Annotated in this window: 9 protein-coding genes; 3 read left to right on the forward strand and 6 right to left on the reverse strand. The window is 36.5% G+C overall.

Annotated features, from left to right (window positions below):
• The first annotated feature begins 52 nt into the window (after positions 1–52).
• Positions 53–1,138: a DNA polymerase III subunit gamma/tau gene (gene dnaX / locus ABTV69_RS20420; protein WP_379697708.1), complete on the forward strand. Its 1,086-nt coding sequence runs from the start codon at positions 53–55 to the stop codon at positions 1,136–1,138.
• 254 nt (positions 1,139–1,392) lie between these two features.
• Positions 1,393–1,809, forward strand: coding sequence for a DNA polymerase III subunit gamma/tau (locus ABTV69_RS20425; RefSeq protein WP_433832107.1), 417 nt, complete (start codon positions 1,393–1,395; stop codon positions 1,807–1,809).
• 87 nt (positions 1,810–1,896) lie between these two features.
• Here the strand turns inward: ABTV69_RS20425 and ABTV69_RS20430 are convergent, their stop codons facing one another.
• The 6 genes from ABTV69_RS20430 to ABTV69_RS20455 form a co-directional block, all read right to left on the reverse strand.
• Positions 1,897–2,475 carry an NAD(P)H-dependent oxidoreductase gene (locus ABTV69_RS20430; RefSeq protein WP_433832109.1) on the reverse strand — a complete coding sequence of 193 codons (579 nt, stop codon included), beginning with the start codon at positions 2,473–2,475 and terminating at the stop codon, positions 1,897–1,899.
• Between the two features lie 320 nt (positions 2,476–2,795).
• Positions 2,796–3,356, reverse strand: a complete 561-nt coding sequence (locus ABTV69_RS20435; protein ID WP_433832111.1) for a Crp/Fnr family transcriptional regulator — start codon at positions 3,354–3,356, stop codon at positions 2,796–2,798.
• A 3-nt stretch (positions 3,357–3,359) separates the two neighbouring features.
• Positions 3,360–3,941, reverse strand: coding sequence for a TMEM175 family protein (locus tag ABTV69_RS20440; protein WP_433832113.1), 582 nt, complete (start codon positions 3,939–3,941; stop codon positions 3,360–3,362).
• 16 nt (positions 3,942–3,957) lie between these two features.
• A complete protein-coding gene (locus ABTV69_RS20445; protein WP_433832119.1) occupies positions 3,958–4,848 on the reverse strand; it encodes a Ppx/GppA phosphatase family protein in 891 nt (296 codons plus the stop codon).
• Positions 4,849–4,881: 33 nt separating this feature from the next.
• Complete coding sequence (gene ppk1 / locus ABTV69_RS20450) at positions 4,882–6,960, reverse strand: polyphosphate kinase 1 (RefSeq protein ID WP_433832121.1); 2,079 nt, start codon at positions 6,958–6,960, stop codon at positions 4,882–4,884.
• Positions 6,961–6,965: 5 nt separating this feature from the next.
• Positions 6,966–7,451, reverse strand: coding sequence for a SixA phosphatase family protein (locus ABTV69_RS20455; RefSeq protein ID WP_433832123.1), 486 nt, complete (start codon positions 7,449–7,451; stop codon positions 6,966–6,968).
• An 822-nt stretch (positions 7,452–8,273) separates the two neighbouring features.
• Between ABTV69_RS20455 and ABTV69_RS20460 the strand changes: the two genes are divergently transcribed.
• Positions 8,274–17,840, forward strand: coding sequence for an HYR-like domain-containing protein (locus ABTV69_RS20460; RefSeq protein ID WP_433832125.1), 9,567 nt, complete (start codon positions 8,274–8,276; stop codon positions 17,838–17,840).
• The last annotated feature ends 82 nt before the right edge of the window (positions 17,841–17,922 follow it).

The following is a 17,922-nucleotide window of genomic DNA, read 5'->3' on the forward strand; positions in this document are numbered from 1 at the left end:
GTTTTAAACAACGAAACAAAAGTCATATATTTGCTATCCAATAAAAGAGAACATGGAACAATTTGTAGTATCGGCACGTAAATATCGCCCGCAGACCTTTAAGGATGTTGTGGGGCAGAAAGCCATTACCAACACTTTGTTGAATGCCATAGAAACCAATCACTTGGCTTCTGCTCTTTTGTTTACAGGGCCGCGTGGAGTTGGAAAAACTACTTGCGCTCGTATTTTGGCTCGAAAGATAAATCAACCTGGATATGACGATCCTACTGAAGATTTTGCATTTAACGTTTTTGAGCTAGACGCCGCTTCAAACAACTCAGTTGATGATATTCGTAGCTTAATTGATCAGGTTCGAATCCCGCCACAAACAGGACAATATAAAGTCTATATCATTGACGAGGTCCACATGTTGTCTTCGGCCGCTTTTAATGCTTTTCTTAAAACATTAGAAGAACCGCCAAAACATGCTATATTCATTTTAGCAACAACAGAAAAACACAAAATCCTTCCAACGATTTTATCTCGTTGCCAGATTTTTGATTTTAAAAGAATTACAGTAAAAGATGCTAAAGAGCATTTGGCTGATGTTGCTGAAAGTCAAGGAATCGTTTTTGAAGATGATGCACTGCACATTATTGCTCAAAAAGCAGATGGTGCCATGCGTGATGCTTTATCTATTTTTGACCGTGTCGTTTCGTACTGCGGAACAAATTTAACGCGTCAAGCCGTAACCGAAAACCTAAACGTTTTAGATTACGAAACATATATTTCGATTACCGATTTACTTTTAGAAAATGAAATTCCAAAGCTTTTATTAGCTTACAATGACATTCTAGCAAAAGGTTTTGACGGACATCATTTTATTGCTGGTTTAGCTTCTCACTTTAGAGATTTATTGGTAAGCAAAACGCCTTCTACTATTGCGTTATTAGAAGTTGGAGAACAAGCGCAACAAATGTATGCAGCGCAATCTCAGAAATGTTCACAAGAATTTTTATTAAAAGGAATCGACATTGCAAACGACTGCGATTTAAAATACAAATTAAGTCAGAATCAACGACTTTTAGTTGAATTATGCTTGATGCAATTGGCCTCTATCAACTTTGATGGAGAAAAAAAAAAGCTGAGCAATTCATAATTCCGCCCGTTTACTTTAAAAACGGAGGGTATTCTATTGTTGAAGTAGAAAGTCAAAAGTCGAAAGTCGAAAGTTCTGTTGCAACCGAAAATCAAACTTCTCAAGCTGTAACTGAAAATAAAACAGTCGTTTCTCAACCACAACAAGTTACTGAAACACCTAAAGTTCAAACTCCAGAAACACCAAAAGCTGATACGAGTGGTGCTCCAAAAGTTTCTGCTTTTTCTTTGGCAAGTATTCGCAAGAAAAAAGAAATGGAGGCCAGCAGCAAAACATACGTTAAGCCTACTACTGTTTTACTTACTGAAGAATTTAACGAAACCGACATGCGTTTGCATTGGAACAAGTATGCGGAACGTTTAGGCCAAAAGGGTCTTAAGATTATGGAATCGATTCTATTGATTAGTGATCCTGTCTTGAATGGCACAACAATTTCGTACGAACTTCCAAATGAAGGTTCGAAATTGGATTTTGAAGGTCAGATGAATGGTTTGTTAGGGTACCTAAAAGGCCACTTACACAATCATGACATTACGATTGAAGTAATTGTAAACGAAGAAATTAAAACCGTAAGAGCTTTTAACGATCAAGATCGATACAATCGTTTCTTAGAAATCAATCCAAACATTGAACTTTTGCGTACTACATTTGGATTGGATCTAAATCTTTAATTTTTTTGTTTCTGCCACTAATTTCACTAATTCTCACTAATTTTTCTTTACTATTTTGTCCAAATTTGAGTAATTTATGGCGAAATATTATTTGTTTTTAAGTCCAAAAGCATAGACTTTTTCGAGCCATTTTTTTCTTTGTTCTTCGTTTGAGCCTTTTATAATTCCGACATAACTCACTTTTACAGGTTTTATACCGCAGAATTCTAAAGTCGATTTCTTTAATTGATTGACGCTTGGTCTGCTATAAAATAATCTATAATACCAGCTTGGCTGATCTAGTGTTGTAATAATATGAGCTGTTTTTCCTTTTAGTAATTTATCCCACCAAACAGAATTTTCGCGATATTGAAAAGCCATTCCGGGCAAAAATAATCGATCTATAAATCCTTTTGTTATGGCTGGAAGTCCGCCCCACCAAACCGGATGAATCCAAACTAAGTGATTGGCTCTTTTTATTTTCTCCCACGATTCTAATAAATCTGGCTCTAAATCTGTGCGTTTTTGATAACCAAATTTAAGATTGGGATTAAAGTTCAAATTAGCAATTGTAATAGTTTCTACTTGAACGACAGAATTGACAGCACCATTCTTATAAGCTTCTGCAAGGGCGAAATTGAAGCTTTCTGCGTTTGGATGTCCGTTTATAATCAGTATTTTTTTCATATCGAAGTTTTTTCAAAAATACTATTAGTACATTTTCTTTTACTGGACAAATGTCTATAAATCTACCTAAATCTTACTTTACTAAATCCTGAATTTTCTCTCGCAGATTCGGCAGATTGTGCAGATTTTCAGAGTTGTAATAGATTTTAGCAGATTTTAATATCCTCAAATCATTTCAAAATGCTTCTGCAAAAATTTAAACACATAGAAACATATATTTTCTTCTCTTACAAAGAGCGTAAAACAAATCTAGATTTGAACACATAGTTAAAGCCGAAAAAAAATCTCCGCTATCTGCGAAATCTGCGAGAGCAAAAATTTCACACAACAGCTTTTCTAATTCGGCTTAAATGTCTTGGTGTAATTCCTAAATAAGACGCTAGATATTGCAAAGGAATTAGCTGTATGTATTTTTGATGATTTTGATACAATTCTTGGTAACGTTCTGCGCCTGACAGTTTCTGAAAAGAAACCATTCTTTTATGCAGATTTACAAATTCTAATTCGGTCAATTTACGGCCTGTTTCTTGCCAATTAAATCCTGATTGATACAATTTTTCAAGAGCTTTTCTATTTAGAACCTGCAATTCTGTATCGGTTAAAGCTTGGATGTTTTCTTCTGCTTTTTCTTCAGTAATGAAACTAGCAAAAGAGGCCATAAATTCATTTTCAAAAGCAAAACAATTGGTAATTTCATCACCTTTATGATTAACGAAAAAGGAACGGAGAATTCCTTTTTCGATAAAAACTATTTCGTTGCAAACCTGATTTTCCGTCAATAAAAGCTCTCCTTTTTTTAAAGTGCGAAACGTAATTAAATTATCTAAAAGATTTAACTCGTCGGCAGAGAAATCTTGAATGGACTGAAAAACCGATTTCATAAATTATTCATTTGATGCAAAGATTTTTCCAATTCTTTTATCTGGAATAAGCCATAACATAGCCACAGTAAAATAAGCCGCTCCAGAAATCCATTGGTTATAAAATGCGGTAACAATTCCGATTACGTATAAAACTAAGGAGATTTTACCTTTATAATCTTTGTTAAGTGCTTTTCTTAAAGCAGAATTATTCCCTTCACTACACATGATAGTATATTGCAAAATAATATAAGAGATTGCAGAAAGAAGCAACACAACGCCATACATTGTCATTGCTGCCTTCTCAAAATTATGTTCTCCCATCCATGCGGTAGAAACAGGAATTAACGACAGCCAAAACAAAAAGTGCAGATTGCTCCATAATATTTTCCCATTAACTTTTGATAAACTATGAAGCAAATAATGGTGGTTATTCCAGTATATCCCAACATAAATAAAACTCAAAATATAACTTAAAAACTTAGGAATAAGCGGTTTCAAATCTGCAAATTGATGCCCTTCAGGCGCTTTAATTTCCAAAATCATAATGGTGATAATGATTGCCAAAACACCATCACTAAAAGCTTCGAGTCTGCCTTTATTCATTTAACAAAATATAAATTTAAATTTTACCGTAATACATCGCTTTTACGATACCATCTGAAAGTCCGATTTTAGGAACATAAATCTGGCGCGCGCCACTCCATTTCATCGCATTTAAGTAAATGCGAGTTGCGTGGATAATTACGTCGGCACGGTCAGAATTCAGACCCAGTTCGGCGATTCTCTGTTCATATGTCAACGAATTTAAGAAAGCGTATTGCGAATTAACATAAATGTATGAAAGCGGTTTTTCTTGCTGTTTTCCAGACATTTTAAACAATTTATTGATGTTTCCTCCAGATCCTATCAATGTTACTTCGTCATAATCGGCAGTATTGGTTTTAATCCATTTTTCGATTTCGTCCCAAACGACATCGTGCACCATATTGTTTAACAAACGAACGGTACCTGCTTTGAAAGATCTTGATGTTATCATTTTTCCATCAGAAAATAATGTAAACTCGGTACTCCCCCCTCCCACATCTACAAAAAGATATGTTTCGTCTGATTTGATTAAATGATGCAAATCGGTTGAAGCAATAATTGCCGCTTCTTTTTTACCGTCGATAATCTCAATTTTAATATCGGCTTTTTTCTTAATTAAAGCCACAACTTCTTTTGCATTATAGGCTTCGCGCATTGCAGAAGTTGCAAATGCCATATAACGCTCTACTTTATGTACTTTCATCAAAAGGTTGAATGCTTTCATGGCATCTACCATTCGATCTGTATTTTCTGGTGAAATTTCACCAACTGTAAAGGCATCTTGCCCTAAACGAATTGGTACACGAACAAGGGAACTTTTATTAAACTGCGGCTCTTTTCCTTCTTGTTCCACAACGTTAGCGATCAAAAGCCTCATGGCATTTGAACCGATATCTATCGCTGCAAACTTCCTAATATTAATCATGCTCACTTTATGATTTGAAATTGGTTTTTATTATTAATTTACTTTTTGAGGAACCTCATCTATTATTGCCACTTTATTTTGATAATATCTATAGGTCTCAAATTGTGCTCTAAATGGGGCATGATGATTTTTCGGCTTATATTTATTATCCAATTTATAAGAATGGTATCTCACTTTTACATTTCCTTTCCAGCCAATATTAAAGTTATCGATTAGTTCTTTCTTGATTTCAAGATCATAAATTGGACAGGTTACTTCTACCCTTGCATCTAGATTTCTAGTCATGAAATCGGCAGACGAAATGTAAACTTCTGTTAAACCAGCATTTCCAAAAATATAAACTCTTGAATGTTCTAAATAATTATCTACGATACTGATGGCTTCGATATTTTCGCTCATTCCTGGAATCCCCGGAATTAAAGAGCAAATTCCTCTTACTTGAAGCTGAATTTTGACTCCTGCGTTGCTTGCTTCGTATAATTTATCGATCATTTTAAAATCGGATAAACTATTCATTTTCAACTTAATGTGTGTTTTTCTTCCTGCAAGCGCATGAAGAATCTCACGATCAATCAGTTTTATAAATTTGGTTCTTGTATAATGAGGAGAAACAATTAAATGCTTATACCTATGCACTCTATAATTGATATCAAAAAACTCAAATATTTTTGAGGTGTCTTTTAATATTCCTTGATGGCAAGTGAGAAGTGTTACGTCTGTATAAATTTTTGCTGTCGATTCGTTGAAGTTTCCTGTTGAAATAAATCCGTAACGACGGTTTTTACCCTCTTCCAATCTTTCAATTACGCAGATTTTACTGTGTACTTTAAGACCTTTCATTCCAAAAATAAGTTCAATTCCTTCCATCTGCATTTGTTCTGCATACGAAATATTTGAAGCTTCATCAAAACGGGCTTGAAGTTCGATTTGCACCACTACTCTTTTACCGTTTTTAGCAGCATTTATTAACGAGCTAATTACTTGCGAATTTTTAGCTAAACGGTATAAAGTTATTTTGATGCTTGTTACTTTTGGATCTAAAGCGGCTTCACGCAAAAATTTAGTCAAATAAGAAAACGACTGATATGGCGCGTGAACTAAATAGTCTTTTTTACTGATTTTTTCTAAAATACTTCCTTCCAAGCTTAAACCTGGAACCGGCATAGGCTCATTTGGCTTATACAACAAATCGTATCTGCCAAGGTTTGGAAAACTCATATAATCGCGACGATTATGGTATCTTCCTCCAGGAATTATACTATCTGTTTCTACGATTTTCATTTTATCTAAGAAAAACTGCAGGGTGTCTTCTTCAATTAAATTGTCATAAATAAAACGAACAGGTTCTCCAATACGACGATCTTTTACAGAAGAAGCGATTTTTTCAAGCATACTTTTACTCAAATCGCTGTCTATATCCAATTGCGCATCGCGGGTAATTTTGATCATGTGAGCAGAAACGCTCTTGTAATCAAATATATTAAAGATGTTTTTCAGTTTAAAACGAATAACATCGTCAATTAAAATCACGTATTGTTTTTCGTCTTCAGAAGGAAGAACGACAAACCTATTGATGTTTTTCGGAATTTCAATTAAGGCATAACGAACCTCATCGTTTGCCAATTCTAAACGAACTGCCAAATAACCTAAAGTATCTTTAAGAATTGGAAAAACGGCAAGATCATTTAAGATAATCGTAACCAATTCTGGACTTAATTTTTGGGTATAAAAGTCTTTTAAGAAACACTCTTGCTTTGGGGTAATTTGTGTTTCATTAATAATAAAGATATTTTCAGATTCTAGCTCTGCTTCAATATTTCCAAGAATACGCAAACTTTCAGATTGCTGTTGAATAACAATCTCCGTAATATCTTTAATTAATTGGTGAGCAGAAATACCGCCTAAATATTTTTCTCCAGAAATACCTGAGAGGCTTAATCGTCGAATGGCCGCGTACCGAACTCTAAAAAATTCGTCTAAATTGTTTGAAAAAATTCCAACAAAACGCAGTCTGTCTAAAAGTGGCACTGTACTATCTGCAGCTTCTTGAAGTACTCTTGCATTAAACGCTAACCAGCTTTTTTCTCTATCGATATATTTCTGTTCGTACACTGTTATTATTTTAAATCTTTGGGGAAAATAGTTTTATGTGTTTTGCCCTTATGGATCGTGTCCCAGCTATCGGTATCAAATTGTAATGATACAAAGCCTGAAGTTGGAACATTTTCTATAAAAACATCCCCAAATTTATTAACAAAATTTGTAATAGCCTCGTTATGTCCAAAAAGAATAACGCTTTCAAAACTATTATCACACGATTTGATAACTTTTTCGAGTTGGTGGTCATCAAAAGTATATAACTCGTCTTTGAAAACGATACTTTCTATAGGGTAAGAAATGTTTTGGGCAAAAATTAAGGCAGTTTCTAACGCCCTTGCCGCCGTACTGCTCCAAATAATATAAGTCTTCGGAAGATACTGTGAAATATTTAAAGAAACGTCGTGCGCATCTAGAATTCCTCTTTTCATTAGAGGACGATCAAAATCTTTTAGTGGTGCTTCCCAACTAGATTTGGCATGACGAATTAAAATAAGATTTTTCATAAGCAGCAAATTTAAAAACCTGAACTACAGGTTATTTTTTTAATTAAGTTCTAATTTACAAAAGATATTTTAAACCTTTTCTTTTTTTTATTTCTGTTAACATTCTAACTAAATTTTAACAAGAATTAACAATTATCTAAACGTTAAAATCATAAAAAAATTGAAAAGCAATTGTTTACGTTTTATGTACTTCATCCATAAAATTAGTATTTGGTCGATATTATGCAATCTCCCAAAATTTTAACTAAATATCTGATTATTAATCATTTAAATCGTTTTTAAAAAACTCAATTTCATTAATTAAGCAAAAAAAGATACAGAAAAAATTTACTTTTTTGAGTTAAAAAAAAGTGTTTTTGAGTCAATTTTTAATGAAAAAACAACATTTCAACGAGTTTTTAGGTTAGTCACAGATAAAAAAATCATATTAGAAAAACTCTAATATAACTTTGATTCTGTTAAAATATTAAATATATCACAAAGCAGAGAAGTAAATTATAAGAATCAAAAAATGACATTTCAACGGTCCTAAAAAATGTCAAAATTGTAAGTTATTTTTTTGTTAGAAATGTATGATGTGATTAATAACCTATTTGTCCCATTTAAATAAATAGAACCGTTTTTACATCTTCTTGAGGATTTTATTCAACATTAACCTAAAACCTTTTAAAAATCACAAAACACTTTTTTCTATAAGCCTTATTTACAATCCATTCTATAATTTTTATTACGAACAGCCTCGGCAATTTATAATCACTGAAAAACTGATTATAACTCAAAGAATCTCAAAATAAAATTACTAAAGATTAAAAATTAGAGATTATGAAAAACATTACCTATTTCATGAATATTAATGTTAGACACATTTTCATAATGTTGTTTATACTATTTAACATTCACTCATCATTTTCACAGGTAGATTTAAGAACCTGCGGATATAGTTGTACATCAAACAATTATACGCTTACCGATGTCTACCTTAGTCTGTCTAATGTAAACGGAGAACCGATAACCAATTCTACCTGTACCATAGGTCAGGTTCAGCCGGTTTATATTTACCTAAACTATAGTTCAAATGCTAATTCCAGTATTTATTACGCAAGATTAAATACCGATTTAAAAATCAATGGTGTTACGACTTTTTTGAATGTCTTATTAGGAGAAATCATTCCTGGAAGCAATAAAAAGCTAATCTACGGCCCATTTAATTGGACTTGTGGCGACGAACTTATTCTAGCGAATACAATAATTGCCTGGAAAACAAGTAGTAATAATAATCCTGGCTCAAATTACAATTGTGGTTCTTATAGCAATTCACAATGCGATTTTACCAATACTTTTACTATTTCTAAACCTTTGGCAGTACAGTTTACTTATAAAGCCTGTACAGTAGGCAACAATACAACTGTTAATTTTACATCGACTACAAATGGCGGTGTAACGCCCTATACGTATTCATGGGATTTTAATAATGATGGTGGAGTGCCAGATTCTACCTCACCTAATCCGACTTTTACTTATACAACACCAAATAACACAGCCAAATTAACGGTTAAAGATGCGCAAAACCTTACGAATGTTTACATTCTTCCCATTGTTTCGCCCGCAGAATTAACTCTTAGTGAAACACATACCAATGTAAGCTGTACAGGAGGAACCTCCAATATAACATTGACTGCAACAGGTGGTACTCCTGGCTATACATACTCGTGGAATACTGGCGCAACCACCAAAGATCTAACTGGTGTAGGCCCTGGAAGCTATACAGTGACAGTAAAAGACAGTAATAATTGTAGTAAACAACTGACTGTTTTGATATCTGGAGGAGATACGATTAAACCTGTTGTCAATCCTTTACCAGAGGCAAGTACTATAAATTGCCCTAACCCACCTGTTTTTGCTCAAGCAACCGCAACAGATAATAGTGGCACTGTTGCTTCATTAACTTATGTTGATCAGACAACTCAAGGTTCTTGCCCAGGAACTTATTCTATAACTAGAACATGGACAGCAAAAGATTCTTGTAACAACTCCTCTCTTCCTGTAAGTCAAACCATAAATGTGGTAGATGTTACAGCACCAGCGTGGACTACCGCTTCTACCGCTTTGAATGTAACATTAGAATGTAGTAATGCATCTGGATTAGCGGCAGCACAAGCAATGGCTCCAACAGCTACAGATGCTTGTAGTGCTAATGTTACTTATACAAAATCAAGTGGCGCCTTTACAGCATCTCCAACTTGTGCTAATGCGGGAACCTATACCAATACTTGGACAGCAAAAGACAATTGCAACAACACCTCGACTGTTTTCACTCAAGTAATTACAATTCAAGACACTACAGCACCTATTTGGTCAACCCCTATCGGTTCTCTAAATACAACTTTAGAATGCAGTAATACTGCAGGACTTGCCGCTGCTCAGGCAATGTTCCCAACAGCTTCCGACTTATGCGACAATGATGTTTCTAATATTGTTAAAGTTAGCGGAGTATTTGTACCTTCTCAAGGATGCGGAAATGCTGGAACATACACCAACACTTGGACCGTAATCGATAATTGCGGCAACACATCTGCCGCTTTCACTCAAGTAATTACAATTCAAGACACTACAGCGCCTACTTGGTCAACCCCTGTCGGTTCTCTAAATGCAACTTTAGAATGCAGTAATACAGCAGGACTTGCCGCTGCTCAGGCAATGTTCCCAACAGCTTCCGACTTATGCGACAGCGATGTTTCTAATATTGTTAAAGTTAGCGGAGTATTTGTACCTTCTCAAGGATGCGGAAATGCTGGAACATACACCAACACTTGGACCGTAATCGATAATTGCGGCAACACTTCTGGCGCTTTCACTCAGGTAATTACAATTCAGGACACTACAGCGCCTACTTGGTCAACCCCTGTCGGTTCTCTAAATGCAACTTTAGAATGCAGTAATACAGCAGGACTTGCCGCTGCTCAGGCAATGTTCCCAACAGCTTCCGACTTATGCGACAGCGATGTTTCTAATATTGCTAAAGTTAGCGGAGTATTTGTACCTTCTCAAGGATGCGGAAATGCCGGAACATACACCAACACTTGGACCGTAATCGATAATTGCGGCAACACTTCTGGCGCTTTCACTCAGGTAATTACAATTCAGGACACTACTGCTCCAACTTGGACAACTGCTCCAACAGCTTTGAACGTAACGTTAGAATGCAGTGATACTGCCGCTCTTGCAAATGCTCAAGCTATGTTCCCAGAAGCTTCTGACTTATGCGATGCTAATGTTGCTAATATCATTAAAGTAAGCGGATCGTTTGCTGCTTCTCAAGGATGCGGAAATGCCGGAACATATACCAATACTTGGACGGTAAAAGATGATTGCGGCAATACTTCTGCTCCTTTTACTCAGATCATCACTATTCAAGATACAAAAGCTCCTACTTGGACAACTGCAGCTGGTACATTAAACGTAACTTTAGAATGCAGCGATACAGCTGGTCTCGCAAATGCCCAAGCAATGTTCCCTATAGCTAGTGATTTATGCGATGCTAATGTTACTAATATCGTTAAAGTAAGCGGATCGTTTGCTGCGTCTCAAGGATGCGGAAATGCCGGAACATATACCAATACTTGGACGGTAAAAGATGATTGCGGCAACATTTCAGCAGCTTTCACTCAAGTGATTACCATTCAAGATACAACTGCGCCAACATGGTCTACTTCTGCAACAGCTTTGAACGTAACCTTAGAATGCAGTGATACAGCTGGTCTTGCAAATGCCCAAGCAATGTTCCCAGAAGCTTCTGACTTATGCGATGCTGATGTTTCTAATATTGTTAAAGAAACCGGATCTTTTGTTGCGACTCAAGGTTGCGGTAACGCTGGAACTTACACCAATACTTGGACTGTAAAAGACGATTGCGGAAATACTTCAGCAGCTTTCACTCAAGTAATTACCATTCAAGATACCACAGCTCCAACTTGGACAACTTCTCCAGAAGCTTTAAATGTAACTTTAGAGTGTAGCGACACAGAAGGTCTTGCAACTGCTCAGGCTCAGTTTCCTATAGCTTCTGACTTATGCGATGCTGATGTTTCCAATATCATTAAAGAAACCGGATCTTTTGTTTCGACCCAAGGATGCGGAAATGCCGGAACTTATACCAATACTTGGACGGTAAAAGACAATTGCGGCAATACTTCTGCTCCTTTTACTCAGACCATTACTATTCAAGATACAAAAGCTCCTACTTGGACAACTGTTCCAACAGCTTTGAACGTAACGTTAGAATGCAGTGATACTGCCGCTCTCGCAAATGCCCAAGCAATGTTCCCTATAGCTAGTGATTTATGCGATGCTAATGTTACTAATATCATTAAAGTAAGCGGATCGTTTGCTGCGTCTCAAGGATGCGGAAATGCCGGAACATATACCAATACTTGGACGGTAAAAGATGATTGCGGCAATAATTCTGCTCCTTTTACTCAGATCATTACTATTCAAGATACAAAAGCTCCTACTTGGACAACTGCAGCTGGTACATTAAACGTGACTTTAGAATGCAGTGATACAGCTGGTCTAGCAAATGCCCAAGCAATGTTCCCAGAAGCTTCTGACTTATGCGATGCTGATGTTTCTAATATTGTTAAAGAAACTGGATCTTTTGTTGCGACCCAAGAATGCGGAAATGCTGGAACTTATACCAATACTTGGACTGTAAAAGATGACTGTGGCAACATTTCAGCAGCTTTCACTCAAGTGATTACAATTCAAGATACAACTGCTCCTACTTGGAATACTGTCGCGGGAGCTTTAAACCTGACTTTAGAATGCAGTGATACAGCTGGTCTAGCAAATGCCCAAGCAATGTTCCCAGAAGCTTCTGACTTATGCGATGCTGATGTTTCTAATATTGTTAAAGAAACCGGATCTTTTGTTGCAACTCAAGAATGCGGAAATGCTGGAACTTATACCAATACTTGGACTGTAAAAGACGATTGCGGAAATACTTCAGCAGCTTTCACTCAAGTAATTACCATTCAAGATACCACAGCTCCAACTTGGAATACTGCAGCTGGATCTTTAGATGTAACTTTAGAATGCAGTAATTTGGAAGGTCTTGCAACTGCTCAGGCTCAGTTTCCAATTGCTTCTGACTTATGCGATACCGATGTTTTAAATATCGAAAAAGTAAGCGGACAGTTTGCTGCGACTCAAGGTTGCGGTAACGCTGGAACTTACACCAATACTTGGACTGTAAAAGATGACTGTGGAAACATTTCTGAAACTTTCACTCAGGTAATTACAATTCAAGATACCACAGCTCCTACTTGGAATACTGTTGCGGGTACTTTAAACGTGACTTTAGAATGTAGCGACACAGAAGGTCTTGCTGCTGCACAAGCTCAGTTTCCAACTGCTTCTGACTTATGCGATACTGATGTTTTAAACATTGAAAAAGTAAGCGGACAGTTCACAGCTACTGAAGGTTGCGGAAATGCTGGAACTTACACCAATACTTGGACTGTAAAAGACGATTGCGGAAATACTTCAGCAGCTTTCACTCAAGTAATTACAATTCAAGATACCACAGCTCCAACTTGGACAACAGCTCCAGAAGCTTTAAATGTAACTTTAGAGTGTAGCGACACAGAAGGTCTTACAACTGCTCAGGCTCAGTTTCCAATTGCTTCTGACTTATGCGACGCTGATGTTTTAAATATCGAAAAAGTAAGCGGACAGTTCACAGCTACTGAAGGTTGCGGAAATGCTGGAACATATACCAATACTTGGACGGTAAAAGATGACTGCGGAAATATTTCTCAAACTTTCACTCAGATAATTACAATTCAAGACACAACTGCTCCTACTTGGACAACAGCTCCAGAAGCTTTAAATGTAACTTTAGAATGTAGCGACACAGAAGGTCTTGCTGCTGCTCAGGCTCAGTTCCCAATTGCTTCTGACTTATGCGATACTGATGTTTTAAACATTGAAAAAGTAAGCGGTCAGTTCACAGCTACTGAAGGTTGCGGAAATGCTGGAACTTACACCAATACTTGGACTGTAAAAGATGATTGCGGAAACATTTCTCAATCTTTCACTCAGGTAATTACAATTCAAGATACAACTGCTCCTACTTGGACAACAGCTCCAGAAGCTTTAAATGTAACTTTAGAATGCAACGACACAGAAGGTCTTGCAACAGCACAAGCACAATTCCCTGCTGCTTCTGACTTATGCGACGCTGATGTTTTAAATATCGAAAAAGTAAGCGGACAGTTCACAGCTACTGAAGGTTGCGGAAATGCAGGAACATACACCAATACTTGGACTGTAAAAGATGACTGTGGAAACATTTCTGAAACTTTCACTCAAATAATTACCATTCAAGACACAACTGCTCCTACTTGGAATACTGTTGCGGGTACTTTAAACGTGACTTTAGAATGTAGCGACACAGAAGGTCTTGCTGCTGCTCAGGCTCAGTTTCCAACTGCTTCTGACTTATGCGATGCTGATGTTTTAAATATCGAAAAAGTAAGCGGACAGTTCACAGCTACTGAAGGTTGCGGAAATGCAGGAACATACACCAATACTTGGACTGTAAAAGATGACTGTGGAAATACTTCTGAAACTTTCACTCAAGTAATCACAATTCAAGATACTACTGCGCCAACATGGAATACTCAAGCTGGTTCTTTAGATATAACTTTAGAATGTAGCAATACAGAGGGACTTGCAACAGCTCAGGCTCAGTTCCCTACAGCTTCTGACTTCTGCGATGCTGACGTTTTAAACATCGAAAAAGTGAGCGGTTCTTTTGTAGCTTCTGAAAGCTGTTCAAATGCTGGAACTTATACCAATACTTGGACTGTAAAAGACGATTGCGGAAATATTTCTCAAACTTTCACTCAGATAATTACAATTCAAGATACCACTGCTCCAATGTTTACTGGTGATCTTCCTTTAGATATTGAAGTATCTTGCGACGCAGTTCCTGCACCAGCAGAAATGCATGTTTCTGATAATTGCAACGAAGATTTACCAATTGTATACACAGAAGTTAAATCTGGTATCGAAAATGAATGCACTTCTAATTACACTTTAACTCGTACTTGGAAAATTAGCGACTGCGGTGGCAATATTACCACTCACGTTCAAATTATCACAGTAAGAGACAAAACAGCTCCAACAGGAACAGCTCCAGAAAGTATAACAAACGTAGCGACTATTGATGCAATACCTGTTGGAAATCCGTCAGATATCACAGACGCTGCCGATAATTGCAGCCCTACTGTAAATGTCACTGTTGCTGATACAAACAATGGAGGAAACGGTTGCGACGGAGCGCCATATATCTTAACAAGAACGTATACTTTGACAGACTGTGCAGGAAACAAAACCGAATTGGTTCAAACCTTTACAGTAGAAAGCGTAGTTACTGTTAGTGGAGTTGCAACAAATACAAGCTGTTTTGGAGGCACAGATGGTAGCATTGCTGTAACAAGCACTCCAGGCTCTACTGTGGTAATTACCAATGAAAACAATCAAGTTGTAAGCACTACTAATTTGCCAGCAGGAACTTATACGCTCACTGCAACTGCTCCAGTAAACGGCGAAAATCAGGTTTGTACTGCAACTGCTACAGTTATTATTACACAACCTACTTATACAGTAAAAATTTCTGGACAAGTTATTAATGTAGATACCAATACTCCTATTGCCAATGTACCTGTTACCTTAATTCCTCAGGGAACAACTCCAGGACCAATTCAATTGCGCATTACAGGTGCTGATGGAATGTACAGCTTCTTTGGAATGCCTGCTGGAAGTTATTTAGTTCAAGTACAAGACGCCAATTTAAACAGCGCATATCAATTATACCCTGTTGACTCTAGCTTGTTCTTTACTACTCTTGAAGATTGTAAAATCCAAACTCATAATTTCGAATACGGAGCTTCAAAACTTCCTGTTCTTGGAGATTACGTTTGGTATGATACTAATAGCAACGGAATTCAAGATGAATGGTACGATGCTAACAATGATGGAGTTGTAACTAAAAACGTTCCAGACTCTAATGGCGCTGTTGATTACAGCCAATGGGAATGGATCGATCTTAACGGAGACGGAAGCTTTGCTGGTCCTTTAAACGTTGGAGAATTAAATGCTGGAGGTTTTGGAAATGCGCTTAGCCCTAATGTAATTGTTGATGGTCCTAATGGATATCATAAAGAAGTTATCGTGGGAATTGCAGGATATTGGAGAGATCGCCCAGAAAGCGAAAATCCTTACGGACAATATACTGTAAAATTGGTTAGAGATGCAAATTTCGATACCATGGCCGCTAACTTAGGATTTACTGGCTTAGTAAAAGTTATCCCTTCAATGTCTGGTAAAAACATAACTGGAAAAACAAGCAAAACGCAATTGCATACCGTTTGTAAAACAACAACAGAAAGCGGATATGTAGTAAATGTGACTCCAGAAGATTTGGTTCATTTAGATATTGATTTTGGCGTAAGCTGTAAAGAATATCAAGACATTGTTGCCGATGATGACGCGGCAGGTCCAATTGCAGGTGTAAATCATACTACAACTAATGTATTGAATGTATTAACAAACGATACCTTAGAAGGAAATGCCATCACTGCATCTGAAGTTATAATAACAACAGTAACACCAAATGAGTTCTTACACTTAAATAATGATGGTTCTGTAGATGTATTGCCAAATGCTCCAGTAGGAACATTAACTATGGTATACCAAATTTGCGAAGCCGATCAAACAGACAACTGCGACACTGCAACTGTTACCGTTACAATAGAAGCTCCACTAATGACTGTTACAGCAAGCTCAATATGCGTCAACGATGTTCCTTACATTGATTATGTTGTGACTCCTGTAAACTTTACTCCTGTAAATGGTGTAACCATTGCTTGGGCAGACAGTAACAATAATGTCGTAACAACAATGAACAACCAGCCATTAAGCGGTCGCGTATTATGGCCAGGAGCTATTGTAGACGATCAAGGAAAAGGAATTGACTGGCCGGGCTGGATTTTTGAAAACAACAGATGGATTGAAGGTGCTGACGGATTTGAAAAATTACGTCCAACTACAAATGTAACTTTCACTGTAAATCCTAGTCAGACTATTACAATTAGCTATCCACCTGCAGATCCTTTCTGTACTTCAAGACCAACATTTGCAATAGTAGCAAATGATGATAATCCTACACCAATAGTAGCAGGTTCATCACAAACTACATTAGGTAACGTTTTAACAAATGATATGCTAAATGGAACAGCAGTAAACATAAATGATGTAACCTTAACAACAAGTGTTGCCGATCCAACAGGATCGATAACGATCAGTCCTGACGGAACTATAAATGTTGCACCAAATACACAAGGAGGTTCATACACTTTAACGTACCAAATTTGCGAAAAAGCAGATTTTGGAAACTGTGATACTGCTATAGTTACCGTTACTATTATTTCTCCTATAGTTGCAAATGATGACACCTACAGCAATATTGGATGTAACTCTTTTGGACTAGTAGGTAACATATTGAGCAATGACGTAAAAGGAAGAACTCCTATAACAATAGATTTAGTAAACTTTACACTTCTTGCCGAAGGAAATAATACAAAAACAGATCCACACATTAGTGTTGATGGTTCTGGAAATGTAAATGTAACTAGTTTGACTCCAGCCGGAACTTATACTTACAGCTATACCATCTGTGACAAATTAAGTCCTGAAAACTGTGATTCTGCAACTGTAACTATCATAGTAATTCCAAATGGTGTTGTTGAAGTTAGAGGTACAGCGTGTAACGATGATTCTACATTGTTAAATTTAAGTAGTCTACTTCCAGAAGGAAGTCCTACAACAGGAGTTTGGCAAGATAGAAACAATACCAATGCTCTTCAGGGAGGTATTCTTAATCCGTTTGGATTGGCATTAGGCAATTACGTTTTCGAATATGTAATAGCAGATGAAAGATGTCCAAGAAGTGTAGTTTTAAACATGGAAATCAATGATGATTGTAAGGTCTTAGCTTGTGGCAATGTATTAGTTCACAATGCTTTCTCTCCAAACGGTGATAACATAAATGATTCTTTCAAAATTGACAATATTGACGAAACAACTTGTTATCCAAGCAATACTGTAGAAATATATAATCGCTGGGGAGTTTTAGTATTCGAAACTACAAATTACAACAACACAACAAATGCTTTTGATGGAACTTCAAGAGGAAGAACAACTGTTAAGCAATCTGATGGACTACCAACTGGAACTTATTTTTACATTATTACTTATAAATCTCTGGATGGAAACAACAATGTTCAAGATCATAAATTAGACGGATATCTATATCTATCTAAATAGTATAAAAATACGCTGTAAAAAATCTTTTACAGCGTATTTAAAAAAACTCAGATTAAGAACACATTGAATTTCAATGTTTTAA

The sequence above is a fragment of the Flavobacterium anhuiense genome, assembly GCF_050990855.1.
In the GTDB taxonomy this organism is placed as follows: domain Bacteria; phylum Bacteroidota; class Bacteroidia; order Flavobacteriales; family Flavobacteriaceae; genus Flavobacterium; species Flavobacterium anhuiense_C.